This window comes from Luteimonas aquatica, assembly GCF_022662575.1.
Classification (GTDB): Bacteria; Pseudomonadota; Gammaproteobacteria; order Xanthomonadales; family Xanthomonadaceae; genus Luteimonas; species Luteimonas aquatica.
Map to the genome: position 1 here is coordinate 325,877 of NZ_JALBFU010000002.1, position 20,223 is coordinate 346,099.

General features: G+C 70.8%; 23 protein-coding genes, 1 tRNA gene and 1 pseudogene. 19 read left to right on the forward strand and 6 right to left on the reverse strand.

All coding sequences use genetic code 11. From position 1 onward, the window contains the following. Positions 1 to 9: 9 nt before the first annotated feature. From rpe to MD221_RS07550, 5 genes are all read left to right on the forward strand, one after another. The gene (rpe, locus tag MD221_RS07530; protein WP_242109360.1) at positions 10 to 699 is read left to right on the forward strand and encodes a ribulose-phosphate 3-epimerase; all 690 of its coding nucleotides are present in this window, start codon (positions 10 to 12) and stop codon (positions 697 to 699) included. Next, positions 696 to 1,172: a ribonuclease E activity regulator RraA gene (gene rraA, locus MD221_RS07535; protein ID WP_242109397.1), complete on the forward strand. Its 477-nt coding sequence runs from the start codon at positions 696 to 698 to the stop codon at positions 1,170 to 1,172. The genes rpe and rraA overlap by 4 nt, the downstream gene beginning before the upstream one ends. Positions 1,173 to 1,394: 222 nt before the next feature. Continuing rightward, the gene (gene yegS / locus MD221_RS07540; RefSeq protein ID WP_242109411.1) at positions 1,395 to 2,324 is read left to right on the forward strand and encodes a lipid kinase YegS; all 930 of its coding nucleotides are present in this window, start codon (positions 1,395 to 1,397) and stop codon (positions 2,322 to 2,324) included. A 153-nt stretch (positions 2,325 to 2,477) separates the two neighbouring features. After that, positions 2,478 to 3,983 carry an anthranilate synthase component I gene (gene trpE / locus MD221_RS07545; RefSeq protein WP_242109419.1) on the forward strand — a complete coding sequence of 502 codons (1,506 nt, stop codon included), beginning with the start codon at positions 2,478 to 2,480 and terminating at the stop codon, positions 3,981 to 3,983. A gap of 74 nt (positions 3,984 to 4,057) precedes the next feature. Further along, on the forward strand, positions 4,058 to 5,668 hold the full coding sequence (locus MD221_RS07550; protein ID WP_242109421.1) for a glycosyl hydrolase family 28-related protein: 1,611 nt from the start codon (positions 4,058 to 4,060) through the stop codon (positions 5,666 to 5,668). A gap of 39 nt (positions 5,669 to 5,707) precedes the next feature. Here MD221_RS07550 and MD221_RS07555 read toward each other — a convergent pair whose 3' ends face one another. Beyond that, positions 5,708 to 6,853, reverse strand: coding sequence for an NAD(P)/FAD-dependent oxidoreductase (locus tag MD221_RS07555; protein ID WP_242109423.1), 1,146 nt, complete (start codon positions 6,851 to 6,853; stop codon positions 5,708 to 5,710). Positions 6,854 to 7,061: 208 nt separating this feature from the next. Here MD221_RS07555 and MD221_RS07560 point away from each other — a divergent pair, with 208 nt between their 5' ends. The 4 genes from MD221_RS07560 to MD221_RS07575 all read left to right on the forward strand — a co-directional run bounded on the left by MD221_RS07560 (position 7,062) and on the right by MD221_RS07575 (position 9,918). Then, complete coding sequence (locus MD221_RS07560; protein WP_242109425.1) at positions 7,062 to 7,271, forward strand: hypothetical protein; 210 nt, start codon at positions 7,062 to 7,064, stop codon at positions 7,269 to 7,271. A 211-nt stretch (positions 7,272 to 7,482) separates the two neighbouring features. After that, on the forward strand, positions 7,483 to 7,692 hold the full coding sequence (locus MD221_RS07565) for a hypothetical protein (protein ID WP_242109427.1): 210 nt from the start codon (positions 7,483 to 7,485) through the stop codon (positions 7,690 to 7,692). 136 nt (positions 7,693 to 7,828) lie between these two features. Next, positions 7,829 to 8,506, forward strand: coding sequence for a winged helix-turn-helix domain-containing protein (locus MD221_RS07570; protein ID WP_242109429.1), 678 nt, complete (start codon positions 7,829 to 7,831; stop codon positions 8,504 to 8,506). 8 nt (positions 8,507 to 8,514) lie between these two features. Beyond that, complete coding sequence (locus MD221_RS07575; protein ID WP_242109457.1) at positions 8,515 to 9,918, forward strand: sensor histidine kinase; 1,404 nt, start codon at positions 8,515 to 8,517, stop codon at positions 9,916 to 9,918. Between the two features lie 27 nt (positions 9,919 to 9,945). On the opposite strand, the gene MD221_RS07580 is transcribed toward MD221_RS07575, so the two are convergent. Together MD221_RS07580 and MD221_RS07585 are read right to left on the reverse strand one after the other, a co-directional pair. Then, complete coding sequence (locus MD221_RS07580) at positions 9,946 to 10,353, reverse strand: hypothetical protein (RefSeq protein WP_242109459.1); 408 nt, start codon at positions 10,351 to 10,353, stop codon at positions 9,946 to 9,948. Next, a complete protein-coding gene (locus tag MD221_RS07585; RefSeq protein ID WP_242109461.1) occupies positions 10,346 to 10,795 on the reverse strand; it encodes a MarR family winged helix-turn-helix transcriptional regulator in 450 nt (149 codons plus the stop codon). The genes MD221_RS07580 and MD221_RS07585 overlap by 8 nt, the downstream gene beginning before the upstream one ends. Before the next feature lie 73 nt (positions 10,796 to 10,868). On the opposite strand from MD221_RS07585, the gene MD221_RS07590 reads away from it, so the two are divergent. From MD221_RS07590 to MD221_RS07615, 6 genes and pseudogenes are all read left to right on the forward strand, one after another. Beyond that, the gene (locus tag MD221_RS07590) at positions 10,869 to 11,222 is read left to right on the forward strand and encodes a hypothetical protein (protein WP_242109470.1); all 354 of its coding nucleotides are present in this window, start codon (positions 10,869 to 10,871) and stop codon (positions 11,220 to 11,222) included. Positions 11,223 to 11,424: 202 nt separating this feature from the next. Next, positions 11,425 to 12,003 carry an anthranilate synthase component II gene (locus tag MD221_RS07595; RefSeq protein WP_242109472.1) on the forward strand — a complete coding sequence of 193 codons (579 nt, stop codon included), beginning with the start codon at positions 11,425 to 11,427 and terminating at the stop codon, positions 12,001 to 12,003. Between the two features lie 5 nt (positions 12,004 to 12,008). Beyond that, positions 12,009 to 13,052 carry an anthranilate phosphoribosyltransferase gene (gene trpD / locus MD221_RS07600; protein ID WP_242110663.1) on the forward strand — a complete coding sequence of 348 codons (1,044 nt, stop codon included), beginning with the start codon at positions 12,009 to 12,011 and terminating at the stop codon, positions 13,050 to 13,052. An 82-nt stretch (positions 13,053 to 13,134) separates the two neighbouring features. Further along, positions 13,135 to 13,935, forward strand: a pseudogene (gene trpC, locus MD221_RS07605) (indole-3-glycerol phosphate synthase TrpC); the annotation flags it as partial. 99 nt (positions 13,936 to 14,034) lie between these two features. Further along, entirely contained in the window at positions 14,035 to 14,859 is an 825-nt protein-coding gene (locus MD221_RS07610) for a haloacid dehalogenase-like hydrolase (RefSeq protein WP_242110664.1), read from the forward strand. A gap of 217 nt (positions 14,860 to 15,076) precedes the next feature. Next, positions 15,077 to 16,069: a bifunctional helix-turn-helix transcriptional regulator/GNAT family N-acetyltransferase gene (locus tag MD221_RS07615; protein ID WP_242109473.1), complete on the forward strand. Its 993-nt coding sequence runs from the start codon at positions 15,077 to 15,079 to the stop codon at positions 16,067 to 16,069. On the opposite strand, the gene MD221_RS07620 is transcribed toward MD221_RS07615, so the two are convergent. Together MD221_RS07620 and crp are read right to left on the reverse strand one after the other, a co-directional pair. Continuing rightward, positions 16,066 to 16,536: a GNAT family N-acetyltransferase gene (locus tag MD221_RS07620; RefSeq protein ID WP_242109496.1), complete on the reverse strand. Its 471-nt coding sequence runs from the start codon at positions 16,534 to 16,536 to the stop codon at positions 16,066 to 16,068. The genes MD221_RS07615 and MD221_RS07620 overlap by 4 nt on opposite strands. 10 nt (positions 16,537 to 16,546) lie before the next feature. Next, positions 16,547 to 17,236 (reverse strand): cAMP-activated global transcriptional regulator CRP, encoded by a 690-nt coding sequence (crp, locus tag MD221_RS07625; RefSeq protein WP_242109500.1) that lies wholly within the window; start codon positions 17,234 to 17,236, stop codon positions 16,547 to 16,549. A 131-nt stretch (positions 17,237 to 17,367) separates the two neighbouring features. On the opposite strand from crp, the gene speD reads away from it, so the two are divergent. After that, positions 17,368 to 18,159 carry an adenosylmethionine decarboxylase gene (gene speD, locus MD221_RS07630; RefSeq protein ID WP_226467820.1) on the forward strand — a complete coding sequence of 264 codons (792 nt, stop codon included), beginning with the start codon at positions 17,368 to 17,370 and terminating at the stop codon, positions 18,157 to 18,159. Between the two features lie 51 nt (positions 18,160 to 18,210). Here the strand turns inward: speD and coq7 are convergent, their stop codons facing one another. After that, the gene (gene coq7 / locus MD221_RS07635; protein ID WP_242109509.1) at positions 18,211 to 18,858 is read right to left on the reverse strand and encodes a 2-polyprenyl-3-methyl-6-methoxy-1,4-benzoquinone monooxygenase; all 648 of its coding nucleotides are present in this window, start codon (positions 18,856 to 18,858) and stop codon (positions 18,211 to 18,213) included. A 281-nt stretch (positions 18,859 to 19,139) separates the two neighbouring features. Between coq7 and rplM the strand changes: the two genes are divergently transcribed. From rplM to MD221_RS07650, 3 genes are all read left to right on the forward strand, one after another. Continuing rightward, complete coding sequence (gene rplM, locus MD221_RS07640; protein WP_242109519.1) at positions 19,140 to 19,568, forward strand: 50S ribosomal protein L13; 429 nt, start codon at positions 19,140 to 19,142, stop codon at positions 19,566 to 19,568. A gap of 60 nt (positions 19,569 to 19,628) precedes the next feature. Continuing rightward, entirely contained in the window at positions 19,629 to 20,021 is a 393-nt protein-coding gene (gene rpsI, locus MD221_RS07645) for a 30S ribosomal protein S9 (protein ID WP_242109528.1), read from the forward strand. Positions 20,022 to 20,069: 48 nt separating this feature from the next. Then, positions 20,070 to 20,144: transfer RNA gene (locus tag MD221_RS07650), tRNA-Gln, on the forward strand. Positions 20,145 to 20,223: the final 79 nt, after the last annotated feature.

Here is a 20,223-nt window from a genome sequence, read left to right on the forward strand (position 1 = left end):
GCCGCCATCATGCAATCGACCGTCATCGCCCCCTCCATCCTCTCCGCCAACTTCGCCAAGCTCGGCGAGGAAGTCGACAAGGTCCTCGCCGCCGGCGCCGACTGGGTGCACTTCGACGTGATGGACAACCATTACGTGCCCAACCTCACCATCGGGCCGCTGGTGTGCGAGGCGCTGCGCAAGCACGGCGTGAGCGCGCCGATCGACGTGCACCTGATGGTCGAGCCGGTGGACCGGATCATCCCGGACTTCGCCAAGGCCGGCGCCAGCCTGATCAGCTTCCATCCCGAGGCCAGCCGCCACGTGCACCGCACCATCCAGCTGATCAAGGCGGAAGGCTGCCAGGCCGGGCTGGTGTTCAATCCGGCGACCTCGCTCGACGCGCTCGACTACGTGCTCGAGGACCTCGACCTGGTGCTGCTGATGTCGGTGAACCCGGGCTTCGGCGGCCAGTCCTTCATTCCCTCGGCGCTGGACAAGCTGCGCGAGGCGCGCGCGCGCATCGACGCCTGCGGCAAGCCGATCCGCCTGGAGATCGACGGCGGGGTGAAGGCGGAGAACATCGCCGAGATCGCGCGCGCCGGCGCCGACACCTTCGTCGCCGGCTCGGCGATCTTCGGCCATCCCGGCTCTGAGAAGGAACCTTACGCGCAGATCATCAGCCGCATGCGCGCGGCGGTGGACGGCGTGCGCGCATGACCGGCACCTGCGACCTGTGCGACGCGCACGGGGATGCGGCGCGCGTGCTCGCGCTGCCCTGGCGCGACTACGGCGGGCGCATCGCCTTCTCCGGCCAGGTGAGCACGGTGCAGGCGCTGGAGGACAATTCGAAGGTGCGCGAGGCCGTCGCCGAGGCGGGCGGGGGACGCGTGCTGGTGGTCGACGGCGGCGGTTCGCTGCGGCGCGCGATGCTCGGCGACCTGCTGGCCGAGAAGGCAGCGGCCAACGGCTGGGCCGGCGTGGTGGTGGTCGGGGCGATCCGCGACAGCGCGGCGATCGGCCGGCTCGCTCTCGGCGTGAAGGCGCTCGGCACCTGCCCGCGCAAGACCGACAAGCGCGACCAGGGCCTGCGCGAGGTGGCGGTGGAGATCGGCGGCGTCGCGGTCAGGCCGGGCGACTGGCTGTACGCCGACGAGGACGGCGTGATCGTCGCCGAGACCGCCCTGACCTGACCGCGCCTCTTTTCCAGGCATCCGCACCTTGCATGCGGACCTGCACAGGCCGAAGCCTGCCGAATATTTGGAGGCAATCCCGCCTCCGCCCGTCGTCCCTGCTATGGCCTTCCATGCTCCGCGCGGCAAGTGACGGGACCATGACAGGGGCGGCCGGCGTTCATGCTGCGGCCGTGCCGGACTGCTAGCGTGCGCGGTTCTGCAACTACCGTCACGACCTCGATGACCGCACCGCGCTGGCGCCTGATCCTCAACGGCAAATCCGCAGGCGACGAGGCCTTGCGCGCGGCCGTCGCGGCCACGCGCGCCGAGGGCATCGCCCTCGACGTGCGCGTCACCTGGGAGGGCGGCGACGCGGAGCGCTACGTCGCCGAGGCCATCCACGACGGCGTCGACACGATCGTCGCGGCCGGCGGCGACGGCACGCTCAGCGAGGTGGCCACCACGCTCGCCCACCGCGAGGAGGCGGCCGAGGCGCTGCCCTCGCTGGGCCTGGTGCCGATGGGCACCGCCAACGACTTCGCCACCGCCGCCGACATTCCGCTGGAACCCTTGCCGGCGCTGCGGCTGGTGCGGGCGGAGGCGGCGCAGCCGGTCGACCTGCTGCGGCTGGACGCGCACGGCACGCCGCACTGGGCCGCCAATCTCGCCAGCGGCGGCTTCGGCACCCAGGTGACGGTGGAGACCCACGAGGGCCTGAAGAAGATGCTCGGCGGCCTGGCCTATTTCATCACCGGCATCGCCAAGCTCGGCCGCATCGATCCGATCGCCGCGCGCATCGAGGGGCCGGAGTTCCGCTGGGAGGGCGCCTTCATCGCGCTCGGCGTCGGCAACGGCCGCCAGGCCGGCGGCGGGCAGGCGCTGTGCCCGGACGCGCGCATCGACGACGGCCTGCTCGACCTGACCATCGTGCCGGAACTCTCGGGCGAGGTCGCGGCCACCCTCGGCACCATGCTGACCGAGGGCAAGCACGCCGCGCTCGACCGGGTGGCGGTGCGGGCGCAGCTGCCGCGCATCGAGATCGAGGCGCCGTCGCCGTTCGTGCTCAATCTCGACGGCGAACCGGTCACCGCTTCCCGCTTCCACATCGAATGCGTGCCCAGGCGGCTGCGCATGCACCTGCCCGCCGGGTGTCCGATGCTGGGCGCCTAGCCCGCCCGCCGCGCTCCACGCCGGGCCGGCGGACCGGCTATATTGCGCGCATGCGTCCTTGCGCGTCCCCGCAGTTCCTGTCCTCCGGCCTGGGTTGGCGATGGCGCCGTCGCCGCCTCGCTCCCGCTCGCCCGCATTCCCAGGAAACGCCGCGTGACCACGCCAGACCTGTTCCAACGCTACGCCGCTGAAGGCCACACCCGCATTCCGGTGGTGCGCGAGGTGCTGTCCGACCTCGACACGCCGCTCTCGGTCTACCTGAAGCTCGCCGACGGTCCCTATACCTACCTGTTCGAATCGGTGGAGGGCGGCGAGCGCTTCGGCCGCCATTCGATCATCGGCCTGCCGGCGAGCAAGGTCTACGCCTTCCGCGGCCATACCTTGACCGTGAGCGAGCTAGGCGAGGTGGTGGAGACGCGCGAGGTGGCCGATCCCCTCGCCGAGGTCGAGCGCCTGCGCGCGGCGCACTCGGTGCCCAGGCTCGACGGCCTGCCGGGCTTCACCGGCGGCCTGGTCGGCTGGTTCGGCTTCGAATGCATCGGCTACATCGAGCCGCGCCTGGCCGGTCCGCTGCCGCACGCCGGGGACGGGCCCGGCGCGGACAAGCCCGACGAGCTCGGCACGCCCGACATCCTGCTGATGCTCAGCGAGGAAGTGGCGGTGTTCGACAACCTCAAGGGCCGACTGTACCTGATCGTGCATGCCGATCCGCGCCAGCCGCAGGCCTGGGCCCGCGCCAACCGCCGCCTCGACGCGCTGGCGCACCGCCTGCGCCACGGCGGCGCCGGCTACCCGGAGACGCTGGTGCCGGCGGCCATCGACGAGAGCGACTTCCGCTCCTCGTTCACGCGCCCGCAGTACGAGGACGTGGTGCGCAAGGCGCAGGAATACATCCGCGCCGGCGACATCTTCCAGGTCGTGCCCTCGCAGCGGCTCTCGGTGCCGTTCAATGCGCGCCCGGTGGACGTGTACCGCGCGCTGCGCGCGCTCAATCCCTCGCCGTACATGTACTTCATCGACGTCGGCGGCACGCAGGTAGTCGGCTCCTCGCCGGAGATCCTCGCGCGGCTGCAGGACGGGGTGGTGACGGTGCGCCCGATCGCGGGCACGCGCCGGCGCGGCGCGACGGCGGAGGAGGACGCCGCGCTCGAGGCCGAGCTGCTGGCCGACCCCAAGGAGCGCGCCGAGCACCTGATGCTGATCGACCTCGGCCGCAACGACGTCGGCCGCATCAGCGAGGCGGGCAGCGTGCAGGTGGGCGAGCAGTTCGTGATCGAGCGCTACAGCCACGTCATGCACATCGTCAGCGAGGTCACCGGCCGCCTGAAGCCGGGCCTGAGCTACGCCGACGTGCTGCGCGCCACCTTCCCGGCCGGCACGGTGAGCGGCGCGCCGAAGATCCGCGCGCTGGAGATCATCCGCGAGCTGGAGCCGGTCAAGCGCAACATCTACTCCGGCGCGGTCGGCTACATCGGCTGGCACGGCGATGCCGACACCGCCATCGCGATCCGCACCGCGGTCATCCAGGGCGGCCGCCTCTACGTGCAGGCCGGCGGCGGTGTGGTATACGACTCCGACCCGGGCGCCGAGTGGGAGGAGACGATGAACAAGGGACGCGCGCTGTTCCGGGCGGTGGCGGAGGCCGCGAAGGGGTTGTGAACTGATCGCGGAGCATCGTCGCTGAAACCGCAGATCCGAAGGAGACAACGATGGATGCGTCGCGCAGAAAGGCCATGGTGGGAATGGCGGGGGTCGCGGGAAGCGCCGGTCTCGGCCTGGCCGCCACCGCATCGCCGGGACAGGCCGCCACCACGATCAATGCCGAGGAGGTCGGCTACCAGGCGGCCGGGGTCGGCGCCGTGGCCAGGACGGTGCGCGACAAGCTCTACGACGTCGAACTCGACGCCGCCGACTACGGCGCCGTGGGCGACGGCACGACGGACGACGCGCCGGCGCTGCAACGGCTGGCCAACGCGGCGCATGCGGCCGGCGGCGCCACCATTCGGCTCGGGCCCACCACCTATGCCATGGGCGATTACCTCCGCCTGCCGCCGAGGACGCGGCTGATCGGCTCGGCGGGGCGCACGGTCATGAAAGCCCTGCCCAACAGCGCGGCCAACCCGGTGTTGCTGGAAATCGGCCCGGAGGCGTTCGGGCTCGCGCGTACCGCCGACGTGCTCGTGGAAGGGGTGACTTTCGATGGCGCGCTCGGCCAGATTCCGACGTTCAACAATGTCGTGACCGTGTACAAGGCCGACCGGGTCGTGTTCAGCCACTGCCGATGGCAGAACACCCGCGGCATCGGCGTGATCTTTTCCACCGACATCGCCCATTCCGGCACGGCCCACTGCACCTTCGAGAAGGTCGGCTACCTGTACGGCAGCACGAACAACCTCGACGACCGGCGCGACGCCGTCAACTTCGGCGGCGGACAGCTGGACAACAACGTCTTCAATTTCGTGGAGTCCTGCAATATGCAGGACATCGGCCTGGCCGCGATCGCGTCCCAGTCGCAGCGGAATTTCAAGGCCGTCGGCAACTCCATGCGCAACACCAACGCCGGCTCGATCTACGGCAGCAACAACGACGGGCTGGTGGTGGCCAACAACAACATCTACGACGCCAACGGCAATTCCATCGACATCTTCGGCAGCCGGCGCACCACGATCACCGGCAACGCCATCCTTTACGGCGCCTCGGCGGGGATCATGATCGGCGGCTCCAACGTCGACGGCGTGGTGGTCGCGAACAATGTGCTGATGGGCAACGTGGTGTCCGTGGAAGGCACCGTCCACAAGGGCCAGATCACGCTGCACAACAGCGAGAACATGAAGAACGTGGTGGTCGCCGGCAACATCGCCACCAATTCCGTCGGCTACGGCTTCTACGTAGTGCCGCTGGGCACCACCAACACCACCAGCCGCCCGATGGGGGCCGGCATCGTGATCGGCGCCGACAACGTGTTCTCGGCGAACGCGCTGGGCGACTTCTCCGGCCTGGACGCGGCCTATTCGGGCAGCTCCGGGGCCAGGCTGTACAACCTGGCGGCGGGCGCTTCCCTGCGGCTGATGGACTGCCTGTGGGGCGTGGAGCAGAAGCCCAATTACGCGATCATCGAGGCGGTCTACACCGGGACGGGTGCGGTCGCGGTGATGGCGGCGCGCGGCGCCGCGGCGGTGCTGGAGCTCCAGGACCCGTCGAACGCGTTCAGCGCGACGGACACGGGAACGGAGAACGCCATCTACCGGGACGCGGCCAGCAACACGGTCGTGTTGAAGAACCGTTCCGCCGCCACGCGCACCTACGCGATCACCATTCGCGGCATCGGCAACGTGGTCGCCTGAGGTCAAGCGCCGCTGGGCGCGGCTTCCGCGGCGCGCCCCTCAGGCGGGCCAGTCGAACACCTTCCGCTGCCCTTCGAGAATTTGTGCCGATAGCGCGGGATCCGGCTCGGTCGACCAGACGTTGCGCTCGTGCGTGCCGCCGAGCTGGATGCCGTCGCGGCGCGGGAACATGTAGTAGCGCCCGGCGATGGTGGCGTAGTCGATCTCCGGCTGCGGGGCGAGCACGGTCAGCTGGCCCTTGATCGGCAGCATGCTGGCGTCGCCGAACAGGTCGCGGGCGCCCAGGCCCGTGCAGTTGAACACCAGCGGCTCGGGCAGCGCGGCGACCTCGTCGAGATGGGCGAAGCCGCGCACCACCACGCGGCCGCCGGCCAGGCGGACCGCGTCGATCATCGCCGGCAGGTAGATCGTCGGCTCGATGATCATGGTCTGGATCTCGTGCAGGTACCGTCCGGCGAACGGATGCGTGCCGGGGGCGTGCGTGCGCGTGCGGAACAGCTCGGGCGTCTGCGCCCATTCCCAGCCCGGTTCGAAGCCGGGCTTCTTCGAGACGAAGTACAGCGGCATCCAGCGGATGCCGTAGCGCTGGTCGGGCAGCAGCTGGAAGCGGCGGTGTGCGAAGCGCGAGGCGCGCGCCAGGCGCGCGCCGAACTCGGGGGTGCGCAGCTCGCGATCGGTCAGCGCGCTCGGCCCCCATTGCGCGCCGGCGATGTTGGAGACGGTGTCCGGCGGCAGTTCGCGCGCGTAGAGGGTGACGTCGAAGCCGTGGTCCTGCAGCAGGCGCGCCGTGGCCAGGCCGACCGCGCCGCAGCCGAGCACGGCGGCGCGGCGCTGCGGCTGCGCCAGGGCCAGTTCCAGGGCGAGTTCGGCCGTGCCCCAGGACAGGGTGACGCCGCAGCCGCCGTGGCCGTAGTTGTGGATCACCAGCTTCTCGCCCAGGCGCTCCGGCTCGACGCGGAAGCCGGTGGGCCGGAAGGGACGCAGCCCGGCCACCTCGCGGATCACCAGCGCCGGATCCACCTGCAGGCGCGGCAGCTGCAGCCGCGCGGCGGCCGCGGACGGCGCGGCGATGCGCGTGACGCAGCCGGGCAGCGCGAGCAGGGCCGCGCTGCCCAGGGCTGCCTGCAGCAGCCGGCGTCGCGCGGGCGCGACGATGTCGGGAGCGGCGAGAGCGGATTCGGGCATGCGGCACTCCGATCGGCGATTCGGCCGCCAGCTTACCCGAGCCGGTCCGGAGGCCCGGTGCGGGCGCGTCGCGCTTCCTAAAATTTTCTTCATCCCGCCGCCACTTCGCGGCCAGCGGCGCGGGCGCAACCTGTCTCCATCGCAGCACGGCATGCGGCCCAACGGTATGCCGCCGATGCGATCCACCCATCCCCGAGGAGCCGCAACCATGAGTATCCGCCCCATCGCCGCCGCCCTGCTGGCCGCCACCTTCGCCTTCGCTTCGGCCGGCGCGTTCGCGCAGGACGCCGCCAGCACCGCACCGGCCGCCAAGACCGCCACCGCCGGCAAGACCACGACCAAGAAGGCGCGCAAGCACCACCGCCAGAAGCAGGCCAAGACCGAAGCCGCCGCCAGCGGCACGGCCAAGAGCAACTGAGTTCGTTCCGGTTTCGGGCGCGGCGCGCATCCGTCTGGTCGATCGTTCCGGATCCGCGTCGCGTCCGTCCTTCGTTCGTTTCGGGGGCGGTTGGTGTTCGTGCGTTCTCGTCGTTTCGTCCCGCCCGGCCCCCGGGGCGGGACGCTTCTTTCCCCCGCGCGGCGCGTCGCCGATGCCGGTCCGGACCGGTCGGCGCGCTGGAGTTCCCCCGATGTCGTTCGCCGGCCGCCTCCTGCTCGCCGCGGCATTGGCGGTCGTGGCCCCGGGCGCCGCGGCCGCGGCCGCACCGCCCGCCGGGCACGCAAAGCCGGCGCACGCATGCCTGAAGCGCAGCAGGCTCGGGCGCTGCGAGCGCTGGTCGCGCGCGGCCAGGCGCGCCGCTCCGTCGGCGACGCACGATGCCCGGCCGCGCGGTCGCTGATGCTTGCCTCACCGGTTGGCCGGCTTCGTGAACGTTCCCCGCCGCCCACGACCCTCTCCGTGGGCGCCATGCTCCGCCAGTTCCGACTGGCGGAGTATTCTCTCGCCACGACGACAGACCGGCGCCCGGATTCCGCATGCGTATCCTGCTCGTAGAGGACGACCCGCAGACCGCAGGCTTCATCGGCAAGGGACTGCGCGAGGACGGCCATAACCTCGACCATGCCGACAACGGCAAGGACGGGCTGTTCTACGCCACCACCGAAAGCTACGACGCCATCGTGCTCGACCGCATGCTGCCGCAGCTCGACGGCCTGACCGTGCTGCGCACGCTGCGCGGCGCCGGCAACCGCACGCCGGTGCTGCTGCTGACCGCGCTGGGCGACGTCGACCATCGCGTGGAGGGCTTGCGCGCCGGCGCCGACGACTATCTGGTCAAGCCCTTCGCCTACGCCGAGCTGAGCGCGCGCCTGGACGGCTTGACGCGCCGCGCGGCCCGCGACGCCGGCAGCGAGCCGACGCGGCTGCGCGTGGGCGACCTCGAGCTCGACCTGCTCAAGCGCTCGGCCGCGCGCGCCGGCAAGGCCATCGAGCTGCAGCCGCGCGAGTTCCGCCTGCTCGAATACCTGATGCGCCAGGCCGGCCGCGTGGTCACGCGCACGATGCTGCTGGAGGCGGTCTGGGACTATCACTTCGATCCGCAGACCAATGTCATCGACGTGCACATCAGCCGTCTGCGGCAGAAGATCGACCAGGGATTCGCCACGCCGCTGCTGCACACCGTGCGCGGCGCCGGCTACCGGCTGGACGCCTAGGCCGCGCGATGTCCGCGATGCGCACGCCGGCGCGAACGCTGCTGCCGCGCTCGACCAGCGTCCGGCTGGCGGTGGCGGTGGCCACGGCCTTCCTGCTGGCCTGCGTGCTGCTCGGCGGTGGCGTGTATCTGGCCGTGTCGGCCCTGCTCGACGACGATGCCCGCGAGGTGGTGCGCGCCGAGGCAGGCGGGCTGGCCGCCACCTACCGGCAGTCCGGGCGCGACGGCCTGCTCGCCGAAATCCGCCGTCGCGTGGCCGCGCCGGACGATCCGGACACCGTCTACGCGCTGGTGGCCGGCGACGGCCGCGTGCTGGCCGGCAGCTACGCGCGCCTGCCGGTGCGCCATGGCCTGCATGCCGGCAGGCGCCAGGACTGGATCGAATTCCACGACGACACCACCGACGGCGCGCCGCGGGTGCTGGCCAATCTTTTCCGCCTGGCGGACGGCGAGACGCTGCTGACCGGGCTGCGCACGCGCTCGGAAGACGGCTTCCTGGCGCTGATGCTCGATTCGGCGCTGGTGGCGCTGCTGGTGGCCACCGCCCTGGGCGCGCTGGTCGGCGGCTTCACCGCGCGCTGGGTCTCGCGGCGCCTGCGCAGCCTGGACGCCACCGCCGCGCGCGTGGGCGCGGGAGAGCTGGGGCTGCGCGCGCCGGTGGACGGCAGCGACGACGCCTTCGACCGCCTCGCGCACCGCTTCAACGCCATGCTCGACCGCATCGAGGACCTGCTGGGCGGCGTGCGCCACGCCACCGACCACATCGCCCACGACCTGCGCACGCCGCTCACGCGCCTGCGCCACCAGCTCGAGCAGTTGCGCCAGCGCGCGCTGGCGCGCAGCGGGGCCGAGCCCGAGCTCGACGCCGCCATCGCCGAGAGCGACCAGCTGCTGCAGTCCTTCGGTGCGCTGCTGCGGCTGGCGCGGATCGAGGCGCAGCCGATGCTGGATGCGGCCTCGCCGGAACAGGCGCCGCGCGTCGACCTGCAGGCGATCGCGCGCGACGCGCTGGAGATGTACGCCCCGATCGCCGCGCAGCGCGGCATCGTGCTGCGCGAGCGCACCGCGCCGGCGCCGGTCCACGGCGATGCCGACCAGCTGTTCCAGCTGCTGGTGAACCTGCTCGACAACGCGATCAAGTTCGCGCCCGAGGGCAGCGCGGCCGAACTCTCGGTGGCCGCGGGCGCGCAGAGCGTGCAGCTGGAGATCGCCGACCGCGGACCGGGCATCGCCGAGGCCGATCGCGAACGCGTGCTCGACCGCTTCGTGCGCCTGGAAGCGCATCGCGGCTCGCCCGGCACCGGGCTCGGGCTGAGCCTGGTGCGCGCCATCGCCAGGCGCCACGACGCACGCATCGAGTTGCTCGACAACGCGCCCGGGTTGCGGGTGCGGATCGTGTTCCCGGCGGCATAAGCCCGGCGCGTCGCACGCCGGCCGCGCTCAGCCGTGCGGCCTTCGCGCCACGATCCATCCCTTCGCCAGCACCAGGACGATGGCGACGTGGAAGACGACGTCGGCGGCGGTGCGCGGCCCGACGCCCACTACGATGGTGAACACGCCGACCAGGGTGCCGAACAGCGCAAAGCCCTGGGCGAGCAGCGCGGCTCGCCGGGTATGCGCGGGCCTGAGCAGGCTCCAGGCCAGCGCCCCCAGCAGCACCGTGCCGATCACGCTCTCGGCGATCGCCGCCTTCAGGTGCGCATGGCCGGTCGCGATCACGCCGAAATGCGTCAGCGCGGCCAGCGCGAAAGCCGTGGCTTCCACGGCGAGGAAGGCGCGCAGGCGCTGCAATGCGCACAGGCCCTTGCGTGCGTGGATGGAGCGGGGCAGCGCGGCCGACCTAGTCATGGCGGGTCTCCTCGGAAGATGCGGCCGCGACGTTGGCGGCCATGCGGTCGAGCACCGCGCGGAAGATCTCCAGGTGCTCGGGCGGGATGCCTGCGCGCAGGCGCGCGTCGTGCGCGACCGCGCACTGGCGCAGGCGGTGGAACAGGGCGCGACCCTGCTCGGTCGGCGCCACGGCGTGCACGCGGCGGTTCTCGGGCAGGCGGGTGCGGGTCAGCAGGCCGTCGCGCTCCATGCCGTTGAGGTGGTGGGTGAGGGTGGGGCCCTGGATGCCGACCGTCGCCGCCAGCTCGGCCTGGGTGCGGTGGCCGCCGCGCATGAGCGCCATCAGCACCAGCCAGGTGGGCAGCGAGCCGCCGCCCTGCTGCAGGGCGGCGTCGAAGGCGCGGCTGGCGGTCTTGGCCGTGCGCGCCAGGAGAAGGCCGATCGGGGCTTGCGTGGGCATCGTCATGGGAATACGATAGATATCGAATCATTAGATGTCAATCATTCAAACTGGCAATCGCCCGGAGGCCTTCATGCACACGCTGATCATCCTGCTGCTCTGCCTGCACGTGCTGGCCGGCGTGTTCTGGGCCGGCTCGACCTTCACGCTCGCGCGCAGCGGCGGCAGCGGCGCCTCCGCGCTGCTGTGGCCGCAGATGGGCGCGGCGGCGATGGCGCTGCTGACCGGCCTGGCCTTGTGGGGCATCGTCCATGCCGGGCGTTTCGCGCCGAGCGAGCAGGCGCTGGCGCTGGGCATGCTCGCCGCGCTCGCCGCCGCCGCCGTGCAGATCGGCCTGCGCGCGAAGCCGGCGCTGTCGCAGCGCGTGGCGGCCGGACTGCTCGCCTTGACCGTGGTGTGCATGGCCGCCTCGCGCTATCTCGGCTAGGACGCCCGAGGCCGGAGCTGCGCGCAGCGCGGCGGTGGAGTTCCAGCGCGTGCCGCCTTGCCGCAGCGCGGAGGCCACCGCACAATGGAACGCGTCTCTCGCCCCGCGCGCCCGCTGCGCGCGCCTCCGATGGAGGATGGGCCGGGCACCGAGTCGGTGCGAATCGTAAATCGCCCTTCAAGCCCAACGAAACAGGCGATTTATGCTGCTGATGATCGACAACTACGACAGCTTCACCTACAACCTCGTGCAGTACCTGCAGACCTTGGGTGCCGAGGTGAAGGTGGTGCGCAACGATGAGTTGTCGGTATCGCAGATCGCCGCGCTGCAGCCCGAGCGGATCGTGATCTCGCCCGGCCCGTGCACGCCGAACGAGGCGGGGGTGTCGCTGGAGACGATCCGCGAGCTCGGCGCGCGGGTGCCGATCCTGGGCGTCTGCCTCGGCCACCAGAGCCTGGGCCAGGCCTACGGCGGCCAGGTGATCCGCGCCGGCCGCATCATGCACGGCAAGACCTCGCGTATCCGCCACGAGGGCAAGGGCGTGTTCGCCGGCCTGCCGGACGGCTACGAGGCCACGCGCTACCACTCGCTGGTGGTGGACAAGGACGCGCTGCCTGATTGCCTGGAAGTCACCGCCTGGACCGATCACGACGACGGCTCGATGGAGGAGGTCATGGGCCTGCGCCACCGCGAGCATCCGGTGCAGGGCGTGCAGTTCCATCCCGAGTCGATCCTCACCGAGCACGGCCATGCGCTGCTGAAGAACTTCCTGGAGGCATGAGGCAGATGCCGCTCACGCCCCAGGAAGCCCTGCAGCGCACCATCGAGCACCGCGAGATCTTCTTCGACGAGATGGTCGAGCTGATGCGGCAGATCATGCGCGGCGAGGTATCGCCGACGATGACCGCCGCGATCCTCACCGGCCTGCGCGTGAAGAAGGAGACCATCGACGAGATCGCCGCCGCGGCCACGGTGCTGCGCGAGTTCGCGCGCCCGGTGGAAGTGGCCGACCGCAGCCGGCTGGTCGACATCGTCGGCACCGGCGGCGACGGCGCGCATACCTTCAACATCTCCACCGCCTCGATCTTCGTGGTCGCCGCCGCCGGCGCGCGCGTGGCCAAGCACGGCAACCGCAGCGTGTCGTCCAAGTCCGGCAGCGCCGACGTGCTGGAGGCGCTGGGCGCCAGGATCGAACTGCAGCCCGCGCAGGTGGCGCAGTGCATCGAGCGCTGCGGCATCGGCTTCATGTTCGCGCCGATCCACCATCCGGCGATGAAGGTGGTGGCGCCGGTGCGCAAGGAAATGGGCGTGCGCACGCTGTTCAACATCCTCGGTCCGCTGACCAACCCGGCCGGGGCGCCGAGCATCCTGATGGGCGTGTTCCACCCCGATCTCGTCGGCATCCAGGTGCGCGTGCTGCAGGCGCTCGGCGCGCAGCGCGCGGTGGTGGTGTGGGGCCGCGACGGCATGGACGAGCTGTCGCTGGGCGCGGCCTCGCTGGTGGGCGAGCTGCGCGAGGGCGTGGTGCGCGAGTACGAGGTGCATCCGGAGGATTTCGGCATCCGCATGGCCGCCAGCCGCAACCTGCGGGTGGAGAACGCCGACGACTCCAAGGCGATGCTGCTGCAGGCGCTCGGCAACACGCCCGGCCTGCCGCTGGAGATCGTCGCGCTCAACGCCGGCGCGGCGCTGTACGCGGCGGGCACGGCGGATTCGATCGCCGAGGGCATCGCCCGCGCGCGCGAGACGATCGCCTCGGGCGCGGCGATGGCCAAGCTCGAAGCGTTCGTGGCGCTCACGCGCGAGCTGGCCGAGCAGGCGCCGGCCTGACGGGGCGCATGGTATTTTGAGGCCGCTCACAGGGCGCGGCGCCGACGCGCGCCCGCCGCAATCGCGATAGGTGTTGTTCCCGATGTCCTCCTCCCCGAAGCCCGACGTGCTGCGGAAGATCCTGCAGCGCAAGACCGAAGAGATCGCCGAGCGTTCGGCGCGCGTGCCGCTGCGCGAGCTGCAGGCGCGCGCGCGCGATGCCGCGCCTGCGCGCGGCTTCGCCAGGGCGGTCGGGGCGAAGATCGCCGCCGGCCTGCCGGCGGTGATCGCCGAGGTGAAGAAGGCGAGCCCGTCCAAGGGCGTGATCCGTCCGGACTTCGACCCGACGGCCATCGCGCGCAGCTACGAGGCCGGCGGCGCGGCCTGCCTGTCGGTGCTGACCGACGTCGATTTCTTCCAGGGCGCCGACGCCTACCTGCAGCAGGCGCGCGCGGCCTGCGCGCTGCCGGTGCTGCGCAAGGATTTCACCGTCGATCCCTACCAGGTGGTGGAGGCGCGCGCGCTCGGCGCCGACTGCATCCTGCTGATCGTCGCCGCGCTCGAGGACGAGCGCATGGCGCGCCTGTCGGAACAGGCGCTGGAACTGGGCATGGACGTGCTGGTGGAGGTGCACGACCTCAACGAGCTGGAGCGCGCGCTGCAGGTGCCGGCACCGCTGCTGGGCATCAACAACCGCAACCTGCGCACCTTCGAGGTGTCGCTGGACGTGACGCTGGCGCTGCGCGATGCGGTGCCCAGGGACCGGCACCTGGTCACCGAGAGCGGCATCCTGGTGCCGGAGGACGTGCGCCGCATGCGCGATGCCGGCATCGACGCCTTCCTGGTCGGCGAGACCTTCATGCGCGAGCCCGATCCGGGCGCCGCGCTGCGCCGGCTGTTTTTCCAGGGCACGCCGGAGCGCGAAGTGGCGGAGGACGCGACCGCGGGCACGGCGGCGGGCACGTCGATCGCCGCCGCCGTCGCCGCCGAGGCGGTTTCCGGGATGGCGCATGCGGATGCCGGCGTCGCCGAAGCGCGTCCTGCCGGGGCCGGCACCGACCCGGCTGTCGCCGCCGAAGCCGCATCCCCGATCCCGCCGCAGGTCGAAGGCGTGCCGCCGCCCGAGGCGCGCGATGCGCCGCTGGTGGTGTTCGATTTCGACCATACCCTCTACAACGGCGATTCCGGCGGCCACCTGTTCGCCTGGCTGATCCGTCGCCGGCTGTGGCGCACGGCGCTGGCGCTGCTGCTCACGCCGCTGCTGGGGCCGCTGCTGGCCTATCTGCCGACGCGGCGCCATGCCGTCTCGGCCTATGTCTGGATCGGCACCGTCGGCCTGCATCGCCGCCGCGACCTGGATGCGCTGATCGACGCCTACGTCGCCGCCCACGCCGGCGAGATCCAGCGGCGCCTGCTGCCGGTGGCGCTGGAAGTGCTGCACGGGCACCGCCAGCGCGGCGACAACGTGCTCATCGCCACCGGCGCGCCGCCGCGGCTGGCGCGCGCCATCCTCGGTTTCGTCGCGCACGAGGACGTGCCGGTGATCGGCACCGTGGTTGGCCCGCGCCTGGGCGGCCTGGGCGCGCTGCGCCACTGCCATGCCGAGGAAAAGATGCGGATGATCCGCGAGGCGGGCTACACGGCGCAGATCGCCACCGCCTATTCCGACAGCCGCGCCGACCTGCCGCTGCTCAAGGCCGCGCGCGCCCCGGTGGTGGTGAACCCGAAGGCGGGCGCGGTGGAGGCTTTCCGCCGCGTGTTGCCGCCGGGCACGCCGATCCTCAACTGGGGCTGCCCCGGCCGAAGTGGGCGAGGGGCCGCAAGCTAGCGAAGGCCCACAAGGCCTTCGCTGCGGCCCCGAGCGCCCGGCCATGGATGGCCGGGCCGGACGTTCCGGTGCCATTGCCGCACCGCCATGGGTGGCGACTCGATCAGGCCCAGCTTAGGAAGCCGGCAATCCGTAAGCCCCGATCACGATAGCGGACTCGACAGCCGTCATCCGGGGATGTAAGTTAGTACTTACGTAAATACTGGATAAAACTCCCATGACCTTCCTCGCAGAGCAGGGCGTCCTCGCCTTGGGCAGCCGCTTCAAGGCCCTGAGCGACCGGTTCTACGACATCGCCGACGCGATCTACCGCGAGCTGGGCATCGGCCTGCAGGCGCGCTGGTTCCCGCTGGTGCACCTGCTGCACGCGCAGGGGCCGCTGTCGGTGACCGAGATCGCCGAGCGCATCGGCCAGACGCACTCGGCGGTCAGCCAGCTCGCCGCCAAGCTGACCGCCGGCGGCTGGCTCGAGGCCATGGGCGATGCCCGCGACCGGCGCCGGCGCACGCTCGCCCTTACCGCGCAGGCCGAGGCGGCGGTGAAGGCGGCGCAGCCGGCCTGGCAGGCGATCCGCGCCGAGATGGAGCAGCGCCTGGCCGCGCAGGGCGGCGGCCTGATGCATGCGCTGGCGGCGCTCGAGGAGAACCTGGCCGAGCGCCCCCTGGCGGCGGACGTGCTGGCGCGCTGCCGCAGCCAGGCCGGCGCGCAGGTGCGGGTCGTGCCGTTCGCGCCGGCGCTGCGCGAGCATTTCTATCGGCTCAACGCCGAGTGGCTGAGCAAGTACTACCGCATCGAGCCGATCGACCACGCGGTGCTTTCGGAGCCGGAGCAGCACATCCTCGGCCCCGGCGGAACGATCCTGTTCGCCTTGCTCGGGGACGAGGTGGTCGGCACCTGCGCCCTGCTGCAGGAGGCGCCGGGCGTGTACGAGCTGACCAAGATGGCGGTGACCGAGCGCCACCGCGGCCTGGGGATCGGCCGCAGGCTGATGGACGGCATGATCGCCGAGTACAAGCGGCTGGGCGGACACACACTGTTCCTGGAATCCCACAGCGCCCTGCGCCCGGCGCTGCGGCTGTACGAGACGGTCGGCTTCGAGCTGCAGCCCGGGGTGAAGCCCGGCTCGCACTACCAGCGCGCCGACGTCTACATGATCTACCGCGAGCACGATCTATCGCGAGCGCGCCGCGACGGTCGGCGAGCGGGCTAGGCGGCGCCCAGCCGCTTGATGAAGCGCAGCGTGCCGTCGCTGTAGCCGCAGGCCTTGTAGAACTCGTGCGCGTCCAGGCGCTGCGAGCCGCTGGTCAGCTCCAGACGCGCGGCGCCGGCGATGCGGGCGCGGCGCTCGGCCTCGCGCAGCAGCTGGCGGCCCAGGCCACGCCCCTGCGCCTCGGCGCTGACCACCAGGGCGGTGATGCGGCAGGTGGTGGTGTCCAGCGGCAGGTAGTACATGAAATCCAGGGCGATCAGCCCGCGCACCACGCCGTCGCAGCGCGCCACCACCAGCGCCTGGCGGTCGTTGTCGATGATGGTGGCGATGCGCTGGGCGGCGTCGGGCGCCTCGCAGGGGTAGCCCATCTCCGAGAGCAGGGCGGCGACGTCGTCGGCGTCGATCAGGGAGGCGCTGCGCAGATCGGCGTCCGGCAGCGGCCCGCGCGGCGCGAAGGGAGCCCCCATCGGCGGGCGGTCAGCGGGTGCCGTACAGCACGATGGTCTTGCCGCGGGCGTGCAGCACGCCGTCGGCCTGGAGTTTCTTGAGCACGCGTCCGGCCATCTCCCGCGAGCAGCCGACCAGGCGCGCCAGCTCCTGCCGCGAGACGCGCAGCTGGGTGCCCTGCGGATGGCTCATCGCCTCCGGCTCGCGGGTCAGGTCGTGCAGGGTGCGCACGATCCGGTCGGTCACGTCCAGGAAAGCCAGGCGGCCGGCCTTGCGGCTGGTGTCCAGCAGGCGGCGCGAGAGCTGGGCGCCGATGGCATAGACGATCTGGGTGGCGTCGCCGTTCAAGGAGCCCTCGAACAGCTGGTACAGGCGCTCGTAGCTGATCTCGGCCAGCTCGCACTGGGTGCGGGTGCGCAGGATCACCTCGCGCACGTCGGACTCGATGAACAGCCCCATCTCGCCGACGAACTCCCCGGCGCCGAAGTAGCCCAGCACCAGCTCGCGGCCGTCGTCTTCCTCGGTGATGATGCTCACCGAGCCACTGACCACGTAATAGAGGGTGCCGGCCGGGTCGCCCGGGCGGAACACGTCGGTCCGGGGCGGGTAGCGGCGGCGGTGGCAATGAGCGAGGAATCGCTCGATCGTGGAGCTGGACGGGGCCAGCGGATTCGAAGGGCGACGGAGAGGAGTGATCAGGGCCACGGAGGATGAGGTCATAGCGGTCAGAACCGAGGATGCCGCCAAGAGTAGGCCCTCTCCGTTCATCCGGCAATCAGTCAGTCTCGCGACTGCCAAACCTTTGGCGCATAATTCGCGTTTCGCCCGACTTCCCCAAGGGGACGACCGCCGTGGTCAAACCGCTGCCGCGCCTGAAGCTGCAAGGCTTCAACAACCTCACCAAGGCGTTGAGCTTCAACATCTACGACGTCTGCTACGCCGTCTCCGAAGACGAGCGCCAGCGATACATCGAATATATCGATGAACAATACGACGCCGACCGTCTCACACAGATATTGACCGACGTCGCGGAAATCATCGGCGCCAACATCCTGAACATCGCTCGCCAGGACTACGACCCGCAGGGCGCCTCGGTGACGATCCTGATCAGCGAACAGCCGGTGATCGAGAAGGCGGCCGCCAAGGGCGTGATCCCGGAAGCGGTGCTCGCGCACATGGACAAGTCGCACATCACCGTGCACACCTATCCCGAGACGCATCCCCAGCACGGCATCGCCACCTTCCGCGCCGACATCGACGTCGCCACCTGCGGCGTGATCTCGCCGCTGAAGGCGTTGAACTACCTGATCGAGAGCCTGGAGTCCGACATCGTCATCATGGACTACCGGGTGCGCGGCTTCACCCGCGACATCCGCGGCAAGAAGCACTACATCGACCACAAGATCAACTCGATCCAGGACTTCCTGGCCAAGAACATCCGCTCGCGCTACGAGATGTTCGACGTCAACGTCTACCAGGAAAACATCTTCCACACGAAGATGCACCTGAAGGATTTCGACCTCGACCAGTACCTGTTCGAGGAGAAGGCCAAGAACCTCTCGTTCAAGGACCGCATGAAGATCGAGGCGCTGCTCAAGCGCGAGATCGAAGAGCTGTTCCACGGCCGCAACCTGGTGGAATAGCGCGGCACGGCGTGCGGAGAAGCGCGAGGCCTCGCGCTCTCCGCATGCCCGTTACAGGCGGTAGGCCACCGTCTTCATGAACTTCGAGGCCGCCGCCATGATCGACGGGATCGGCGGCGGCAGCACGCGCGCGCCGGCCTGCTCGGCGTTGTCGGCGTGGCGCGCCTCGTCCTCCTTCATGGTCGACAGGATCACGCGGCTGCGCAGGTCGGCCTCGGGCAGGATCTGCAGGTGCTCGTCCAGGTGCGCCTCGACCTGGCGCTCGGTCTCCACCACGAAACCGAGGTTCCAGCCGTCCCCGCGCAGCCCGGCCAGCACGCCGATGGCATAGCTGCCGGCGTACCAGAGCGGGTTGAACAGGCTCGGGCGGCTATCGAGCTCTTTCAGACGATCGGCGCACCAGGCCAGATGATCGGTCTCCTCCTGGGCGGCTTCGAGCAGGTGCTCGCGCGTGGCCGGGTCGCGGGCGACGCTGGCCTGGCCGACGTACAGCGCCTGGGCGCAGACCTCGCCGACGTGGTTGATGCGCATCAGCCCGGCGGCATGGCGGCGCTCGGCGCCGTCCAGCTCGACGTCCGGAGTGCCGCGCCCCGGGTTGGGACGGGCGGCGGGCGGGCGGCCGAAGACGGTCTCCAGCGCGCGCTGGGTATCGGTGAGGAAGCGGTCGATCGGGGTGTCGTGGGGGCGGGAAGTGGCCATGGGCGGTCCGTCGGCGGAGGGGGAGGGACGCTGCGCGGCGCGGAGGGCGGGGAGCCCGGGCCTGGCGGAGCAGCCGACGCCCCATTCTCACCCCTGGGCGGGGTCGCGGCCAGGGGGATGCCGGGACGCGGCGCGGAGCGGAAGGGGGCGGCTTGCGGCGGCCCCGGGCGGCCTGTATCATTTCGCCTCTTGCGTTTCGCATTCACAACGCGAGGCAAAGTTCCCCGGGCCGGGCCCGACGGAATCCGCCCGACCAGACACCGAGAATCCAGAACTTCGTCATGAAAACCTTTACCGCCAAGTCCGAGACCGTCCAGCGCGACTGGTACCTCGTCGACGCCACCGGCAAGACGCTGGGTCGCCTCAGCTCCGAGCTCGCCCGCCGTCTGCGCGGCAAGCACAAGCCCGTCTACACTCCGCACGTCGATACCGGCGATTACCTGGTGGTGATCAACGCCGAGAAGATCGCCGTCACCGGCAACAAGCTGGCCGACAAGCAGTACCACCGCTTCACCGGCTACATCGGCAACCTCAAGACTGAGACGCTGGCCCAGGCGCTGGAGCGCCACCCCGAGCGCGTCATCGAGATCGCCGTGAAGGGCATGCTGCCGAAGAATCCGCTCGGCCGCGCCATGTACCGCAAGCTCAAGGTCTACAAGGGCTCCGAGCACCCGCACGCCGCCCAGCAGCCGCAAGTCCTGGATATTTAACGCGAGTCCTTTCGCAAGAGCCCGCACATCCTTGTGCGGACTTTTCACAAGAGCAAAACCATGGCCATCACTCAGAACTACGGCACCGGCCGTCGCAAATCCTCCACCGCCCGCGTGTTCCTGCGCCGCGGCACCGGCAACATCAGCGTCAACGGCCGTCCGCTGGACGAGTTCTTCGGCCGCGAGACCGCGCGCATGATCGTGCGCCAGCCGCTGGAGCTCACCAAGAACACCGACAACTTCGACATCGTCGTCACCGCCACCGGCGGCGGCACCACCGGCCAGGCCGGTGCGATCCGCCTGGGCATCGCCCGCGCGCTGGTCGAGTACGACGAAACGCTGAAGTCGGAGCTGCGCAAGGCCGGCTTCATGACCCGCGACGCCCGCGAGGTCGAGCGCAAGAAGGTCGGCCTGCACAAGGCACGCCGCGCCACGCAGTTCTCCAAGCGTTAATCGTGGAATGCGCCGCTGCGCTCGCAGCGGCGTTACAATCGGTCCTATAGCCCCGTCGCCAAGCGGTAAGGCACCTGACTCTGACTCAGGCATTCGGTGGTTCGAATCCATCCGGGGCTGCCATCCAAGCGGGATCCGGCTCGCGCATCGCGGCGAGCCGGGCTTCCCGGTACAAGGCAAGACGAAAAACCCGCCTCGCGCG